Source organism: Stenotrophomonas sp., assembly GCF_059505245.1.
In genome coordinates this window covers 15555-30730 of the sequence record NZ_JCACKF010000011.1, presented here as the reverse complement: position 1 = coordinate 30730, position 15176 = coordinate 15555, and the positions used below count along the sequence as shown (strand labels likewise).

The 15176-nt window shown below is 68.9% G+C and carries 15 protein-coding genes; 14 read left to right on the top strand and 1 reads right to left on the bottom strand.

Translation table 11 applies throughout. From position 1 onward, the window contains the following. The first annotated feature begins 13 nt into the window (after positions 1-13). The 3 genes from thrA to thrC are packed head-to-tail and all read left to right on the top strand — an operon-like array spanning position 14 to position 4745. Positions 14-2518 (top strand): bifunctional aspartate kinase/homoserine dehydrogenase I, encoded by a 2505-nt coding sequence (gene thrA, locus AC5JLE_RS03975; RefSeq protein ID WP_496065058.1) that lies wholly within the window; start codon positions 14-16, stop codon positions 2516-2518. After that, positions 2515-3429, top strand: coding sequence for a homoserine kinase (locus AC5JLE_RS03970; protein WP_032957682.1), 915 nt, complete (start codon positions 2515-2517; stop codon positions 3427-3429). Before thrA ends, AC5JLE_RS03970 begins: the two co-directional genes overlap by 4 nt. Positions 3430-3458: 29 nt before the next feature. Further along, positions 3459-4745 (top strand): threonine synthase, encoded by a 1287-nt coding sequence (gene thrC, locus AC5JLE_RS03965; RefSeq protein ID WP_496065057.1) that lies wholly within the window; start codon positions 3459-3461, stop codon positions 4743-4745. Positions 4746-4847: 102 nt separating this feature from the next. On the opposite strand, the gene AC5JLE_RS03960 is transcribed toward thrC, so the two are convergent. After that, positions 4848-5600: a Crp/Fnr family transcriptional regulator gene (locus tag AC5JLE_RS03960; protein WP_010482595.1), complete on the bottom strand. Its 753-nt coding sequence runs from the start codon at positions 5598-5600 to the stop codon at positions 4848-4850. 127 nt (positions 5601-5727) lie between these two features. Between AC5JLE_RS03960 and hisS the strand changes: the two genes are divergently transcribed. From hisS to hisIE, 11 genes are all read left to right on the top strand, one after another. Further along, the gene (hisS, locus tag AC5JLE_RS03955; RefSeq protein WP_032958002.1) at positions 5728-7125 is read left to right on the top strand and encodes a histidine--tRNA ligase; all 1398 of its coding nucleotides are present in this window, start codon (positions 5728-5730) and stop codon (positions 7123-7125) included. Next, positions 7122-7418 (top strand): hypothetical protein, encoded by a 297-nt coding sequence (locus tag AC5JLE_RS03950; RefSeq protein WP_164110608.1) that lies wholly within the window; start codon positions 7122-7124, stop codon positions 7416-7418. Before hisS ends, AC5JLE_RS03950 begins: the two co-directional genes overlap by 4 nt. 198 nt (positions 7419-7616) lie before the next feature. Next, positions 7617-7925: a YerC/YecD family TrpR-related protein gene (locus AC5JLE_RS03945; protein WP_005416326.1), complete on the top strand. Its 309-nt coding sequence runs from the start codon at positions 7617-7619 to the stop codon at positions 7923-7925. Between the two features lie 34 nt (positions 7926-7959). Beyond that, complete coding sequence (gene hisG / locus AC5JLE_RS03940) at positions 7960-8871, top strand: ATP phosphoribosyltransferase (RefSeq protein WP_032957997.1); 912 nt, start codon at positions 7960-7962, stop codon at positions 8869-8871. Continuing rightward, complete coding sequence (gene hisD, locus AC5JLE_RS03935) at positions 8868-10163, top strand: histidinol dehydrogenase (RefSeq protein ID WP_032957995.1); 1296 nt, start codon at positions 8868-8870, stop codon at positions 10161-10163. Before hisG ends, hisD begins: the two co-directional genes overlap by 4 nt. Next, positions 10160-11254: a histidinol-phosphate transaminase gene (gene hisC / locus AC5JLE_RS03930; protein WP_069118396.1), complete on the top strand. Its 1095-nt coding sequence runs from the start codon at positions 10160-10162 to the stop codon at positions 11252-11254. The genes hisD and hisC overlap by 4 nt, the downstream gene beginning before the upstream one ends. Then, entirely contained in the window at positions 11251-12324 is a 1074-nt protein-coding gene (gene hisB, locus AC5JLE_RS03925; RefSeq protein ID WP_053494372.1) for a bifunctional histidinol-phosphatase/imidazoleglycerol-phosphate dehydratase HisB, read from the top strand. Before hisC ends, hisB begins: the two co-directional genes overlap by 4 nt. Continuing rightward, entirely contained in the window at positions 12321-12923 is a 603-nt protein-coding gene (gene hisH, locus AC5JLE_RS03920; protein WP_032957991.1) for an imidazole glycerol phosphate synthase subunit HisH, read from the top strand. Before hisB ends, hisH begins: the two co-directional genes overlap by 4 nt. Beyond that, positions 12920-13654 carry a 1-(5-phosphoribosyl)-5-[(5-phosphoribosylamino)methylideneamino]imidazole-4-carboxamide isomerase gene (gene hisA, locus AC5JLE_RS03915; protein ID WP_164110610.1) on the top strand — a complete coding sequence of 245 codons (735 nt, stop codon included), beginning with the start codon at positions 12920-12922 and terminating at the stop codon, positions 13652-13654. Before hisH ends, hisA begins: the two co-directional genes overlap by 4 nt. Next, the gene (hisF, locus tag AC5JLE_RS03910; RefSeq protein WP_164110612.1) at positions 13648-14424 is read left to right on the top strand and encodes an imidazole glycerol phosphate synthase subunit HisF; all 777 of its coding nucleotides are present in this window, start codon (positions 13648-13650) and stop codon (positions 14422-14424) included. The genes hisA and hisF overlap by 7 nt, the downstream gene beginning before the upstream one ends. Continuing rightward, positions 14414-15034, top strand: coding sequence for a bifunctional phosphoribosyl-AMP cyclohydrolase/phosphoribosyl-ATP diphosphatase HisIE (gene hisIE, locus AC5JLE_RS03905; RefSeq protein WP_014646954.1), 621 nt, complete (start codon positions 14414-14416; stop codon positions 15032-15034). Before hisF ends, hisIE begins: the two co-directional genes overlap by 11 nt. Positions 15035-15176: the final 142 nt, after the last annotated feature.

Sequence of the window (15176 nt, the reverse complement as noted above, 5' to 3'; positions counted from 1 at the left end):
TAACGAGGTCTGCATGTCTTCCCACGCCCCCGCCCATCCCGTTGCCCCGGCCGATCTGGCTGCACCGTCCACTGTCGTGCACAAGTTCGGCGGCACCTCGGTGGCCGATGCCGAACGCTATCGCCATGTTGCCGGCCTGCTGCTGGCCCGTCCTGAGTCGCTGCAGGTCACTGTCGTCTCGGCGATGAAGGGGGTCACCGACGCGCTGATCGATCTGGCGCAGCTGGCGGCAAAGGGTGACCAGGGTTGGCGCGAGGCCTGGCATGCCCTGCGCGCGCGCCACCGTGGCGCCGCCGTGGCGCTGCTGGGCGAGCAGGTCGGCGAGACGGTCGAATGGATCGACGCCCGCTTCGATCAGCTGGCCGAAGTGCTGGCGGCGCTGGCGGTGATCGGCGAGCTGCCGCGCGAGGTGCTGGACCGCGTGCAGGGCCTGGGCGAAGTGTTCTCCGCGCAGCTGCTTGGCACCCACCTGCGTGCCTTGGGCGAAGACTGTGCGGTGCTCGATGCGCGCGACGTGCTGGTGGTCGGGCATGGCGAGCTGGGCGTCGATGTCGACTGGGAAGCCAGCGCCGACCGCCTCGCGCAATGGCGCCTGCAGCATCCGCAGCCGCGCCTGGTCGCCACCGGTTTCGTCGCGCGTGACCGTGATGACCGCATCACCACCCTGGGCCGCAACGGCAGTGACTACTCCGGCGCGATCTTCGCCGCGCTGTTCAATGCCGATGAACTGCACATCTGGACCGACGTCGACGGCGTGCTGTCAGCCGACCCGCGGCTGGTACCCGAAGCCGTGCAGCTCGAATCGCTCAGCTACGACGAGGCCTGCGAACTGGCCTACTTCGGCGCCAAAGTGGTGCACCCGCAGACGATGTCGCCGGCGATCCGCCTGGGCCTGCCGATCTTCATCCGCAATACGTTCCAACCGGCGCATCCGGGTACGCGCATCAGTGCCGAGCGCTCGCCGCGTGGGCCGGTAAAGGGCCTGACCCTGAGCCCGGGCCTGGCCCTGTTGAACCTGGAAGGCACCGGCCTGATCGGCGTGCCAGGCACTGCAGAGCGCGTATTCGCTGCCCTGCGCCAGGCGCAGGTGTCGGTGGTGATGATCTCGCAGGGTTCGTCGGAACATTCGATCTGCTGCGTGGTGCGCGCCGCCGAAGCTGCACGTGGCCGCGAGGCGCTGCTGCATGCGTTTGCGCATGAGCTGTCGGTGGGCCAGGTGCAGCGCGTGCAGGTCAGCGAGGGCGTCAGCGTTCTGGCGGCGGTGGGCGACGGCATGGCCGGTCAACCCGGCGTGGCGGCACGCCTGTTCGAGGCGCTGGGCCGCGCACAGGTGAACATCCTGGCAATCGCGCAGGGCTCGTCCGAGCGCAACATTTCGGTGGCGGTGGACAGTGCTGATGCCACCCGCGCCCTGCGCGCCGCGCATGCTGGCTTCTGGCTGTCGCCGCAGACCTTCGCGGTGGGTGTGATCGGGCCTGGCAACGTCGGTGCCGCGCTGCTGGACCAGCTGCTGGCCGCGCGCCCGCAGTTGCTGGCCAAGGCCAATGTCGACCTGCGCCTGCGCGCACTGGCCTCGCGTTCGCGCATGCGGCTGGATGCGGATGGGCTGCATGCCGACTGGCGCGAAGCCCTTCAGCAGGCGGGTGAGCCCAGCGATCTGGATCGCTTCACCGAACACCTGCTGGCCGCGCACCTGCCGCATGCGGTGGTGATCGACTGCAGTGGCAGTGCCGAGGTGGCCGAGCGCTATGAGGGCTGGCTGGCAGCCGGCATCCACGTGGTCACCCCGAACAAACAGGCCGGCGCCGGGCCGCTGCCGCGCTACCAGCGCATCCGCGCCGCGGCGGCGGCCAGTGGTGCGCGTTTCCGCTACGAGGCCACGGTGGGCGCGGGCCTGCCGGTGATCACCACGCTGCGTGACCTGGTCGATACCGGTGACGAGGTGCTGGCCATCGAAGGCATCTTCTCCGGCACGCTGGCCTGGCTGTTCAACCGCTTCGATGGCAGCCAGCCGTTCTCGCAGCTGGTCGCGCAGGCGCGGTCGATGGGCTACACCGAGCCGGACCCGCGTGACGATCTTTCGGGCGTGGACGTGGCGCGCAAGCTGGTGATCCTGGCCCGCGAAGCCGGCCACCCGCTCAGTCTTGAGCAGGTGGAAGTGGAAAGCCTGGTGCCGGCGCTGCTGCGCGAGGGCAGCGTGGATGACTTCATGGCGCGGCTGGGCGAGTCCGACGCCATCCTGCTGCAACGCCTGCAGGATGCGCGGGCGCGTGGTGCGGTGCTGCGCTATGTGGCACGGCTGGGTGCCGACGGCGCCTCGGTGGGGCTGCAGGAACTGCCGGCCGATCATGCCTTCGCCAACCTGCGGCTGACCGACAACGTGGTGCAGTTCCGCACCCGTCGCTACTGCGACAACCCGTTGGTGGTGCAGGGGCCGGGTGCGGGTCCGGAGGTGACGGCAGCGGGTGTGTTCGCGGACCTGCTGCGGGTCGCCGCCGGTGAAGGAGCGCGGCTGTGATCGCACGTGCGTTCGCGCCTGCCTCGGTGGCCAACGTGGCAGTGGGCTTCGACATTCTCGGCCATGCCATTGCCGGTATCGGCGATACCGTGAGCGTGCGCCGCATCGACGAGCCGGCGGTGCGGATCGATGCGATCCGTGGCAGTGCTGTCGCGCTGCCACTGGACGCCGCCGGCAACACCGCCGGGGCTGCGCTGATGTCGCTGCGCGCAGGGCTGGGCCTGGATTTCGGATTCGCGGTGGAGATCGACAAGGGCATTCCGTTCGGTTCCGGCATGGGCGGTTCGGCAGCGTCGAGTGTCGCGGCGCTGGTCGCCGCCAATGCGCTGCTGCAGGCCCCGTTGCCGCGCGAGGCGCTGTACCCCTACGCGCTGGATGGTGAGGCGGTGGCCAGTGGTGGCCGTCACGGTGACAACGTCGGCCCGCTGCTGCTGGGTGGCCTGGCGCTGTGTACGGCCGATCGCCTGTTGCCGGTCCCGGTGCCTGCCAGCTGGCACAGCCTGCTGGTGCATCCGCACGCGGTGCTGGAAACGCGCCGTGCCCGCCAGGCCCTGCAGGGCAGCTATGCGCTGGGCGAGTTCGTGGCCCAGAGCGCGAACCTCGCGCTGGTGCTCAGTGGTTGCCATCGCAGTGATGCGACGCTGGTACGCGCGGGGCTGCGCGATGTGCTGGTCGAACCGCGACGGGCCGGATTGATTGCCGGCTTCGAGGCCGCCCGTGATGCAGCGCTGTCGGCCCATGCAATGGGCGCGGGCATCTCCGGTGCCGGACCCAGTGTGTTCGCCTGGTTCGAGGATGCCGACCAGGCCCGTGCCGCCGTGGCGCCGGTGCAGGCAGCGTTCGCTGCGGCCGGCTTCGACAGTGACGCCTGGGTATCGCCGCTGGATGCGCCGGGAGCCCGGCTGTGCTGAATCCTTCCCCTTCTCTGGAAACCGATCCCATGCAATTTGTTTCGACACGCGGGCAGTCTCCCGCCGTTGGCCTCAGCGCGGCGATCGCCGCTGGATTGGCGCCCGATGGCGGGCTGTATGTTCCCGCGCATCTGCCGGCCGCGCGCAAGCTGCAGGCCGGGGCGACCCTGGCCGATACCGCCGCCGATCTGCTGGCACCGTTGTTTGCGGGCGACGCACTTGAGACTGCGCTTCCGGGGATCTGCCGCGAAGCGTTCGACTTCCCGGTGCCGCTGCGTGCACTCGGCGAGGGTGACCATGTGCTGGAGCTGTTCCATGGGCCGACGGCGGCATTCAAGGATATCGGCGCGCGCTTCCTGGCCGGTACGCTGTCGCGGCTGCAGGGCGGCAAGGATCGCGATCTGACGATCGTCGTCGCCACGTCCGGCGATACGGGTGCCGCCGTTGCGGCGGCCTTCCATCGCCAGCCGGGCGTGCGCGTGGTGGTGCTGTATCCGGAGGGTCGCGTGTCTCCGCGCCAGGCGCATCAGCTCGGTTGTTTCGGCGACAACATCCAGGCCCTGCGCGTGACGGGCGCATTCGACGATTGCCAGGCGATGGTCAAGCAGGCGCTGGCCGACCGCGAACTGCAGGCGCAGGTGCCGTTGAGCTCGGCCAACAGCATCAGCCTGGGCCGACTGCTGCCGCAGATGAGCTACTACGCGCATGCAGCGTTGACCCACTACGTCGCGCATCGTCGCCGGCTCAACCTGGTGGTGCCGACCGGCAATCTGGGCAACGCGATGGCGGCCGTGCTGGCGCGCGCGCTGGGCGTGCCGATCGGCCAGATCGTGCTGGCCACCAATGCCAATGTCGTGCTGCCGGCGTACTTCAATGGTGGCGACTACCAGCCGCAGGCCAGTGTGGCGACGGTGGCCAATGCAATGGACGTGGGTGCGCCGAGCAACTTCGAGCGACTGCGCTGGCTCTACCACGGCGACGACGCAGAGCTGCGTGCAGCTTTCCGCGCGTTCGCGGTGGATGACGTGACCATCCGCGCGACGATTGCCGCAGCGCATGCCAGCCGCGGCGAGCTGTTCTGCCCGCACACGGCGACGGCGGTGAAGGTGCTGCAGGATCTGCGCGCGCGCGGTGCCAAGGGCGACTGGGCGGCGGTGGCTACGGCGCATCCAGCCAAGTTCGAGGCTGTGGTCGAGCCGCTGATCGGCGAAACGGTGGCGGTGCCACCTGCGCTGGATGCCTTGCTGCAGCGACCAGCGCACGCCGAACCATTGGCGGCAGATTACGCGGCCTTGCGCGAGGTGTTGCTGCGTTGATCGCAGATGGAGGCGGTTGCCGGCCAGCGGCCGGCACTACCCGTGTTGCATCCGTCCGGTAGTGCCGGCCGCTGGCCGGCAACCCAACCAACCGCGATGCGGTCAGATCAACCCTTCACCGGCCAGCGTGCGCAGACCATCCTCGTCGAGGATCTCCACCACGTTCAGGTGGGGCAGGGCGATCAGCCCCTGCTGGCGCAGCTTGGTGAAGGTGCGGCTGACCGTTTCCATGGTCAGGCCCAGATGGTCGGCGATATCGCCGCGGCCCATCGGCAGCGACACGCGCAGGCCGTCGCCCCCCAGCTTGGCCTCGCGCGCGGCCAGGCGCAGCAGGAAATCGGCCAGCTTCTCGGCCGGCTGCAGGCGTGCCAGCGCCAGCGCAGCATCCTGTGCGGCATCCAGTTCCTGGCAGGCGCGCTGCAGCAGCTTGCGCTCCAGGTGCGGGAAGCGGCTGCGCAGGGCCTTCATCTGTGGCAGCGCGACACGGCACACGCGGCTGTCGGCGATGGCCTCGATGTCGTAGCGATGGTGGTCGCTGCCGCTCAGGCCCAGGTAGTCGCCGGGCAGCACGAAACCGTTGATCTGGCGCCGGCCGTCGGCCAGGGTGCGCACCAGGCGCAGTGCGCCGGCGGTCAATGTATAGACATGGTCGCGCTCTTCGCCGGTGCGGGCCAGCGTGCTGCCCATGCTGACCTGCTGCGAGACGGTGACCTGTTCCAGCGCCTGCACTTCGTCTGGCGACAGCGCCGAGCACACCGCAAGGTGCCGAACCGAGCAGTGCAGGCAGTCCAGCGTGGTGCAGGACGGCGAGGCGGGATCGTTGGTGGCGGGCGGAGCGCCGGAAGGCCGTGACATGTTGCGGGGGGCGTATCGCGGGCGGGGAGGGCCTTATGATACTTCAAGCGGCCGTTCGACCCTGCCGGAGGCGGGGGCGCTAGAATGTTGCCCCCTCCCACGTCCCGTTCCAGCAGGAGTTCCGCCCGTGATCAAGCCCCGTACCCCGCCCGGCACCCTTGAGCTGCTGCCGCGCGAGCAGATTGCGTTCCAGCGCATGCTGGACGTCATCCGCCGCAACTACGAGCGCTTCGGGTTCCTGCCGGTGGAGACGCCGGTGTTCGAGCTGTCCGACGTGCTGCTGACCAAGTCCGGTGGTGAGACCGAGCGCCAGGTGTATTTCGTGCAGTCCACCGGCGCGCTGGCCAACGCGGCCGAGTCGGGCGACCGTTCGCTGCCGGAAATGGCGCTGCGCTTCGACCTGACCGTGCCGCTGGCACGCTACGTGGCCGAGCACGAACACGAACTGACCTTCCCGTTCCGCCGTTACCAGATGCAGCGCGTGTACCGCGGCGAGCGTGCCCAGCGCGGTCGTTTCCGCGAGTTCTACCAGTGCGACATCGACGTGATCGGCAAGGACAGCCTGAGCGTGCGGTACGACGCTGAAGTGCTGGCGGTCATCCATGCGGTGTTCTCGGAACTGCGCATCGGTGACTTCAGCATCCAGCTGAACAACCGCAAGCTGATGCGCGGCTTCTTCGAGAGCCTGGGCGTGGCTGAAGGCGAGCGCCAGCTGGCGGTGCTGCGCGAAGTGGACAAGCTGGACAAGCGTGGCGCCGATTACGTTCGCGAGACGCTGGTGGGCGAGGGCTTCAACATCCCGGCAGAACAGGTCGAGAAGATCCTGGCCTTCGTCGCTGTGCGTTCGCAGGGCCATGCCGATGCGCTGGCGCAGCTGGCCACGCTGGAAGCCGACGCCGGTTCTTCGGAGATCCTGCGTACCGGCGTCGCCGAACTGCGCGAAGTGCTGCAGCTGGTGCAGGCGCTGGGCGTGCCGGAAACCGCATACTGCCTGAACTTCTCCATTGCGCGCGGCCTGGACTATTACACCGGCACCGTCTACGAGACCACGCTGACCGACCACCCGCAGATCGGCTCGATCTGTTCGGGCGGCCGTTACGAAGACCTGGCCAGCCACTACAGCAAGTCGAAGCTGCCGGGCGTGGGTATCTCCATCGGCCTGTCGCGCCTGTTCTGGCAGCTGCGCGAGGCGGGCCTGATCGACGGCATCGAAGCCAGCAGCGTGCAGGCGCTGGTGGCGCTGATGGACGAGCAGGGCATGCCGCAGTCGCTGGACATCGCGCGCCGCCTGCGCGCCGGTGGCATCAATACCGAAGTGCAGATGGAGCCGAAGAAGATCGGCAAGCAGTTCCAGTACGCGGCCAAGGCCGGCATCCGCTTCGTGGTGCTGGCCGGTGAAGACGAGCTCGCGCGCGGCGTGGTGGCGGTGAAGGACCTGCTGCGTGAACAGCAGTTCGAAGTGTCGCGCGACGAGCTGGCCAGCACCCTGCTGGTGGAGCTGGAGCAGTCCAGGGCGATGGTGTGAAGCCGGCCGTCGCAGGGGTACTCACCGTGCTCCTGTTGGCGGGCTGCCAGAGTGACCCGGTGCTGCGCAGTGATCGGCTGGGCCCGGCGCAGTACCGGCTGCAGGTTGATCGCTGTCACGTGATCGACCGCGCGGAGCTTGAGGGCGACCTGCGGGCCCTGGCCTCGCGGACGTGCCCGGCGGGTGCAGGGGCGTTGCAGAACATCCAGTCCCTGCCGAGCCGGCAGGGCAGCCTGTTCGGGGAGTGCCCGCGGCGCGGGACGCTGCAGGCGGAGGTGCGTTGCCTGCCCTGAGTCGAGCCAGGTTGTTGATTTGAAAGCAGAACGCCCGCCCTTTGGTGGGCGTTCTGCATTTCCGGCATCCGGTCCAGGGGTCAGATCCGTTTTCCTTTGGAAAACGGATCTGACCCCATGAGGCTCCGATTTGACGCACTGCGAAAGAATGCGCTAATGTACTAACGCGCTATTACATTGATGCATGGAACCGACCCCGTGAAAGCCCGCCCCGAGATTGCCGCCAAAGACCCGAAGGCCGACCTGGAAGCCCTGGCCCGGGCCTTTGCCGCGCTGCGCGAGCCGGAGCAGGTCGAGGCATTCCTGCGCGACCTGTGCACCCCGGCCGAGCTGGAGGCCATGGCCGACCGCTGGAAGGTGGTGCCGCTGCTGCAGCAGGGCGTGCCGTACCGCGAGATCCACGAGCGCACCGGCGTCAGCGTGACCACCACCGGACGGGTGGCACGCACGCTCGAGCATGGCCATCGAGGCTATGCCGCCGCCATCGACCGCCTTGCTTCGCGCTGATCCGCGCCCCGTTCCGAACTTCGAGACCTCCCCCATGAGTGCAACCCAGGCAGCGCCGGCACGAGACCGGCTGCGTATCGCCATCCAGAAGAGTGGCCGGCTGGCCGAGCCCGCCCGCAACCTGCTCAGCGCCTGTGGTCTGAGCTGGCGCGAAAGCCGCGACAAGCTGTTCTGCTACGGCGAATCGCTGCCGGTGGACCTGTTGCTGGTGCGCGACGACGACATCCCCGGCCTGATCGCCGATGGCGTCTGCGACCTCGGCATCGTCGGTCGCAATGAACTGGACGAGCAGGCCGCAGCGCGTCGCCAGATCGGCCTGCCGGACGCCTACCAGGCGCTGCGCGGGCTGGGCTTCGGCCAGTGCCGGCTGATGCTGGCGGTGCCCGAGGAATGGCAGTGGCAGGGTCCGGCGCAGCTGGCCGGCACCCGCATCGCCACCAGCTACCCGGCCATCCTCAAGCAGTGGCTGGCGGAGCAGGGCGTGGACGCGCAGGTGGTCGAGCTGTCCGGGTCGGTGGAAATCGCCCCGCGCCTGGGTACCGCCGACCTGATCTGCGATCTGGTCTCCAGCGGCGCCACGCTGCGTGCCAACCAGTTGACCCCGGTACACAACCTGCTCGACAGCGAGGCGGTGCTGGCTGGTGCGATGCGCGTGCCGGATGACGCACGTGCATCGCTGCGCGCGATGCTGCTGCGCCGCCTCGACGGCGTGGTGCAGCGCCAGGACCGCAAGCTGCTGATGTTCCGTGCCAGCGAAGATCGCGTCGACGCGCTGGCGCAGCTGCTGGCCGATGCCGAGCCGCTGGTGCGGCTGCCGGCCGATGGTGGCGCGCTGCGCCTGCAGACCATGTGCCCCGGCCCGCTGAGCTGGCAGCGCATGGAAGAACTCGAGCGCGCGGGCGCGCAGGGCCTGATGGTACTGAGCGTGGAGCGATCGCTGGCATGAACCGTCTGATCTGGTCCCGACTTGATGAGGCCGCGCGCAGCGCGGCATTGACCCGCCCGGTGCAGGCCGTGGCGCAGCAGACCCGCGATGCCGTAGCGGCCCTGATCGCGCAGGTGCGTGCACAGGGCGACGATGCGCTGCGTGCGATTACGGCGCGTTTCGATGGCGTCGAGCTGGCCTCGTTTGAAGTTTCCGAAGCCGAATTCGCCGCTGCCGAAGCCGCCGTGCCCGCCGAACTGCGACAGGCGATGGTGGACGCCGCCGAACGCATTGCGCGCTTCCACGCCGCTGGCATGGGCAAAGGCTATGCAGTTGAAACCGCGCCGGGCGTGGTCTGCGAACGCATGCTGCGCCCGATCGGCCGGGTGGGCCTGTACGTACCGGCTGGCAGCGCGCCGTTGCCGTCCACCGCGTTGATGCTGGGCGTTCCGGCGCAGCTGGCCGGTTGCCCGCAGGTGGTGCTGTGCACCCCGCCGCGCGCCGACGGCAGTGCCGATCCGGCAGTGCTGGTAGCCGCCCGCCTGACCGGCGTGCAGCGCGTGTTCAAGCTGGGCGGCGCGCAGGCGATCGCGGCGATGGCCTATGGCACGGCCAGCATTCCGGCCTGCGACAAGCTGTTCGGGCCGGGCAACAGCTTCGTTACCGAAGCCAAGCAGCAGGTCGCACAGGACGGCGCCGCCGCCATCGACATGCCTGCCGGTCCTTCGGAGGTGCTGGTGATTGCCGATGCTGGCGCCAATCCGGCGTTCGTCGCCGCCGACCTGCTGTCGCAGGCCGAGCACGGTCCGGATTCGCAGGTGCTGCTGCTGACCGACGACGCCGTGATGCTGGCGGCGGTCGAAGCCGAGGTTGAGCGCCAGGTGGCCCTGCTGCCGCGCCAGCAGATCGCGCGCCAGGCACTGTCGGCATCGCGGCTGGTGCAGGTCGATGCGTTGGACGAGGCGTTCGCGATCAGCAACCGCTATGCACCAGAGCACCTGATCCTGGCCCTGCGTGATCCGCGCGCATGGCTGGACAAGGTGCAGGCGGCCGGCTCGGTGTTCCTGGGCGATTACACCCCCGAAGCACTGGGTGACTACTGCAGCGGCACCAACCACGTATTGCCCACCGCCGGTGCCGCGCGTGCCTACAGCGGCGTGAGCGTTGCCAGCTTCCAGAACCTGATCAGCGTGCAGAGCGCCAGCGCCGCCGGCCTGGCCGCGATCGGCGGCTGCGCGCGCATCATCGCCCGTGCCGAAGGCCTGGATGCGCACGAGCGTGCCGTTGCGTTGCGCATGGAGGTGGCGGCATGAGCGCGGCGATCGATGAGGTGCTGGCACTGGTGCGCCCGGACCTGCAGGCCTTCGCCGGCTACAGCTCGGCACGCAGCGCGGCGGTGCAGGGCGAGGTCTGGTTGAATGCCAATGAGTCGGCCTGGGCCAATGCGGCCGATCCCGCAGGCAGCAGCCGGCGCTATCCGGAGCCGCAGCCGCTCGCGCTGCGCGAGGGACTGGCGGCGCTGTACGGCGTGACGCCACAGCAGCTGCTGATCGGTCGCGGCAGCGACGAAGCCATTGATCTGCTGGTGCGCGCGCTGTGCGTGCCGGGTCGCGATGGCGTGCTGGTCACGCCGCCGGTGTTTGGCATGTACGCCGTCTGCGCACGCCTGCAGGGTGCCGCCTTGATTGAAGTGCCGCTGGTGGACAGCGAGGATGGACTGCGCACCGATCTGGATGCGGTGATCGACGCGGCCAAGGCGCAGGGTGCCAAGCTGGTGTTCCTGTGTGCGCCGTCGAACCCGGCCGGCAGTGACATCGCCCTGGATGAGGTCGAGCGCGTGGCGGTTGCGCTGCGCGGGCAGGCGCTGGTCGTGGTGGATGAGGCCTATGTCGAGTATGCACAACGGCCGTCGGCGACCACGTTGCTGGCCGCGCACGCCAATCTGGCGGTGCTGCGCACGCTGTCGAAGGCGCACGCGCTCGCGGCCGCCCGCGTTGGCACGCTGATCGCTGCCCCGGAGCTGATTGCCCTGCTGCGTCGCTGCCAGGCGCCGTACCCGGTGCCGACGCCGTGCGCGGAACTGGCCGTGCAGGCACTGCAGCCGGCCGCGCTGGCGCGCACCGCCGAGCGCGTGACCACGGTGATCGCCGAGCGCGAGCGCCTGCGTGCAGCCCTGGCCGGCCTGCCCGGCGTGTGCCGGGTGTATGCCTCGGCCGGCAACTACCTGCTGGTCCGCTTCGCCGATCCCCAGTCCGCGTTCGATACGCTGCTGGCTGCGGGCGTGGTGGTGCGCGACCAGCGCGCTGCGCCGCAGCTGGGTGATGCGCTGCGCATCAGCATCGGCAGCCCCGAAGAGAATGACCGCGTGCTTGCGGCCCTGTCGGCGCGGAGGGCCGCAGCATGACCCCGATCCTGTTCATTGACCGCGACGGCACTCTCATCGAGGAGCCGTCCGACTTCCAGATCGACGCCTACGAAAAGCTGCGCTTCGTGCCGCAGGTGATCCCGGCGCTGCTGAAGCTGCGTGATGCCGGCTACCAGTTCGTGATCGTCACCAACCAGGACGGCCTCGGCAGCGACAGCTACCCGCGCGCCAGCTTCGATGGCCCCAACGACCTGATGCTGCAGATCTTCGAGAGCCAGGGCATCACCTTCCGTGACGTGCTGATCGATTCCAGCTGGCCGCAGGACAATGCGCCGACCCGCAAGCCGGGCATCGGCCTGATGACCGCCTACCTGCAGGACCGCAGCATCGACTGGGCACGCTCGGGCATGGTCGGTGACCGGATCACCGACCTGCAGTTTGCCGCCAACCTCAACATCCGTGGTTTCCAGCTGCGCACCGCGCAGTTTGGTGGGCAGTGGGACTGGCCGGGAATCGCCCATGCGCTGGCCGACGCGCCGCGCACCGCCGTTGTCCAGCGCAACACCAAAGAAACGAAGATCCGCGTTGAGCTGGACCTGGACCGCGCGGGCGATGCACGCATTGCCACCGGCCTGCCGTTCTTCGACCACATGCTGGAGCAGATCGGCAAGCACGGCGGCTTCGCGCTGGACATCCAGGCCGAGGGTGACCTGCACATCGACGAGCACCACACCATCGAGGACACCGGGCTGGCCCTGGGCCAGGCCCTGCGCGAGGCGTTGGGCGACAAGCGCGGCATTGGCCGTTACGGCTTCACCCTGCCCATGGACGAGACCCTGGCCAGCGCTGCGCTGGACTTCAGCGGCCGCCCCTATTTCGTGTTCGAGGGCGAGTTCAAGCGCGAGCGCGTGGGCGATATGCCGACCGAGCTGGTGCCGCACTTCTTCCGTTCGCTGTGCGATGCCAGCGGTTTGAACCTCAACCTGCAGGTGCGCGGCGACAACGATCACCACAAGGTGGAGGCCTGCTTCAAGGCGCTGGCGCGCGCGCTGCGTCCGGCGCTGGCCCGGCAGGGCACGGCACTGCCGAGTACCAAGGGGGCGTTGTGAGCGATGTTGCGCTGATCGATGCCGGTGGCGCCAACCTGGGCTCGGTGCGCTACGCACTGGAGCGCCTGGGCGCGACGGTGCGGCTGGTGCGCGATGCGGACGGCCTGGTTGGTGCGCGGCGGGTGATCCTGCCCGGCGTCGGCGCCGCCGGTCCCGGCATGCAGCGCCTGCACGCTCAGGGCCTGGTGGAACCGCTGCAGCGACTGGAGGTGCCGTTGATGGGCATCTGCCTTGGCATGCAGCTGCTGTTCGAACGCTCCGAGGAAGCGGGCGTAGAGACACTGGGACTGATTCCGGGCGTGGTACGCAAGCTGGTGCCGGCCTGTGGCATCCGCGTGCCGCACATGGGCTGGAACCGCCTGCTGCCGCTGCGCGAATCGCTGTTGCTGCAGGGCGTGCCGGAACGCGCCAGCGCCTACTTCGTGCACAGCTATGCGGCGCCGCTCAATACCCACACCGTCGCTGCCTGCGACCACGGTGGCCTGTTCACCGCCGTGGTGGAGCAGGGGCGCTACTACGGCGCACAGTTCCATCCCGAGCGCTCCGGCGAGACCGGCTCGCTGATGCTGCGCAACTTCCTCGAGGGCACTGCTGCATGAGTTTCATCGTCTACCCCGCGCTGGATATCCGCGACGGCCGCGTGGTGCGGCTGCGCCAGGGCGACTACGCGCAGGAAACCTCCTATGGGGATGACCCTGTGCCGCGCGCGCAGGCCTTCGCCGCGCAGGGCGCGCAGTGGATGCACCTGGTCGACCTGGATGCCGCACGGGCCGGTGGCTACACGCTGGCGCCGCTGTTGGCATCCATTCGCGCGCAGACCCCGCTGCAGGTGCAGACCGGCGGTGGCGTGCGCGGCCGCGACGATGTGGCGCGCATCCTCGAAGCTGGCGCCGGCCGCGTGGTGGTGGGTTCGCTGGCGGTGCGTCGTCCCGATGAAGTGGTCGGCTGGCTGGAGGAATTCGGCGCCGATCGCATCACGATTGCGCTGGACGCGCGCCAGGACGCCCAGGGGCAATGGCAGCTGCCGGTGCACGGATGGACCAAGAATGCCGGGGTGACCCTGGATGACCTGGCCCGGCGCTACGCACGCGCCGGCATGCGCCATCTGCTGTGCACCGACATCGCCCGCGACGGCATGCTGGCCGGGCCCAACATCAGCCTGTACCAGCACCTGTCGGCGCTGTTGCCGGGTGTGGCGGTGCAGGCGTCCGGTGGCATCCGTGACGTGGCCGATGTGGCCGAGGCGCGTGCTGCCGGCTGCGGCGGTGCCATCCTCGGCAAGGCACTGCTGGAGCAGCGCATGGACCTGAGCGAGGCGTTGGCATGTTGAGCCGCCGCATCATTCCGTGCCTGGACGTGCGCGATGGCCGCGTGGTCAAGGGCGTGCGCTTCCGCGATCACGTCGACATGGGCGACATCGCCGAGTTGGCGCAGCGCTATCGCGACCAGGGCGCGGACGAGCTGGTGTTCTATGACATCGGCGCCAGTCCCGAAGCGCGTTCGGTGGACGTGGCGTGGATCGAGCGCATCGCGCGCCTGATCGACATTCCGTTCTGCGTGGCCGGTGGCATCGACAGCGTGGAAACCGCGCGCCGCGTGCTGTTCGCCGGTGCCGACAAGGTGTCGATCAATTCGCCGGCGCTGGGCCGGCCGGAGCTGATCACCGAGCTGGCGGACGAGTTCGGCGTGCAGTGCGTTGTGGTGGGGGTCGATTCGGTGCGCGAGGCCGACGGGCAATGGCGGGTGCGTCGTTTCAGCGGCGATCCGGACAAGACCCAGGCGGTGCCGCTGCGCACGCTCGACTGGATCGTCGAAGCGCAACGGCGTGGAGCCGGTGAGATCGTGCTGAACTGCATGGACAGCGACGGTGTGCGCCGTGGCTACGATGTCGTGCAGCTGCAGCAGGCGCGGGCGCTGTGCCAGGTGCCGCTGATTGCATCCGGTGGTGCCGGAGCGATGGAGCACTTCGCCGACGCCTTCGACCAGGCCGACGTCGACGGTGCGTTGGCGGCCAGTGTGTTCCACAGCGGCACCATCGCCATTCCAGAATTGAAGCGCTACCTGCGCGGACAGCAGATCGAGGTGCGGGATGTCTATTGAAGTGAGGCCATCGCTGGATGCGCTGCAGGCGCTGGACTGGGGCAAGGGCGACGGCCTGCTGCCGGCCGTGGTGCAGGATGCCGATACCCTGCAGGTGCTGATGCTGGGCTATGTCAGCGCCGAATCGCTGGCGGCTACGCTGGCCATCGGCCACATGACCTTTTTCAGCCGCAGCAAGCAGCGGTTGTGGACCAAGGGCGAGCAGTCCGGCAACGTGCTGGTGGTGCAGTCGATCCGTGTCGACTGCGACGCCGATACGCTGCTGGTGATGGCGCGCCCGGCCGGGCCGACCTGCCACACCGGTGCCGAGAGCTGTTTCGACCAGGCGCCGAAGGATTTCCTGGGTGGGCTGGGCCAGCTGGTGGCCATGCGTGACGCGCAGCGCCCTCCCGGCAGCTACACCACCAGCCTGTTTGAAGGCGGCATCCGCCGCATCGCGCAGAAGGTGGGTGAGGAGGGCGTGGAGACCGCATTGGCCGCCGTGGCGCAGGATGATGAGGCATTGCTGGGCGAGGCGTCGGACCTGCTGTACCACCTGCTGGTGCTGCTGCGCGCGCGCGGGCTGTCGCTGGATGATGCGCGCGCGGTGCTGGAAAAACGCCATCGTTGAAGCGTGGTAGTGCCGGCCGCTGGCCGGCAACCAGCCGATGCCCGACGATCATGAGGTTGCCGGCCAGCGGCCGGCACTACCGGGAATGCGTCACCGCGTGCGCGATGTCATCAACGGAATCTACAATAGGCGGTCTTTCTTT

Coding starts and splice junctions, on each gene's coding strand:
- thrA (WP_496065058.1), top strand. CDS start 14: ATGTCTTCCCACGCCCCCGCCCATCCCGTTGCCCCGGCCGATCTGGCT.
- thrC (WP_496065057.1), top strand. CDS start 3,459: ATGCAATTTGTTTCGACACGCGGGCAGTCTCCCGCCGTTGGCCTCAGC.
- AC5JLE_RS03960 (WP_010482595.1), bottom strand. CDS start 5,600: ATGTCACGGCCTTCCGGCGCTCCGCCCGCCACCAACGATCCCGCCTCG.
- hisG (WP_032957997.1), top strand. CDS start 7,960: ATGAGTGCAACCCAGGCAGCGCCGGCACGAGACCGGCTGCGTATCGCC.
- hisD (WP_032957995.1), top strand. CDS start 8,868: ATGAACCGTCTGATCTGGTCCCGACTTGATGAGGCCGCGCGCAGCGCG.
- hisC (WP_069118396.1), top strand. CDS start 10,160: ATGAGCGCGGCGATCGATGAGGTGCTGGCACTGGTGCGCCCGGACCTG.
- hisB (WP_053494372.1), top strand. CDS start 11,251: ATGACCCCGATCCTGTTCATTGACCGCGACGGCACTCTCATCGAGGAG.
- hisA (WP_164110610.1), top strand. CDS start 12,920: ATGAGTTTCATCGTCTACCCCGCGCTGGATATCCGCGACGGCCGCGTG.
- hisF (WP_164110612.1), top strand. CDS start 13,648: ATGTTGAGCCGCCGCATCATTCCGTGCCTGGACGTGCGCGATGGCCGC.
- hisIE (WP_014646954.1), top strand. CDS start 14,414: ATGTCTATTGAAGTGAGGCCATCGCTGGATGCGCTGCAGGCGCTGGAC.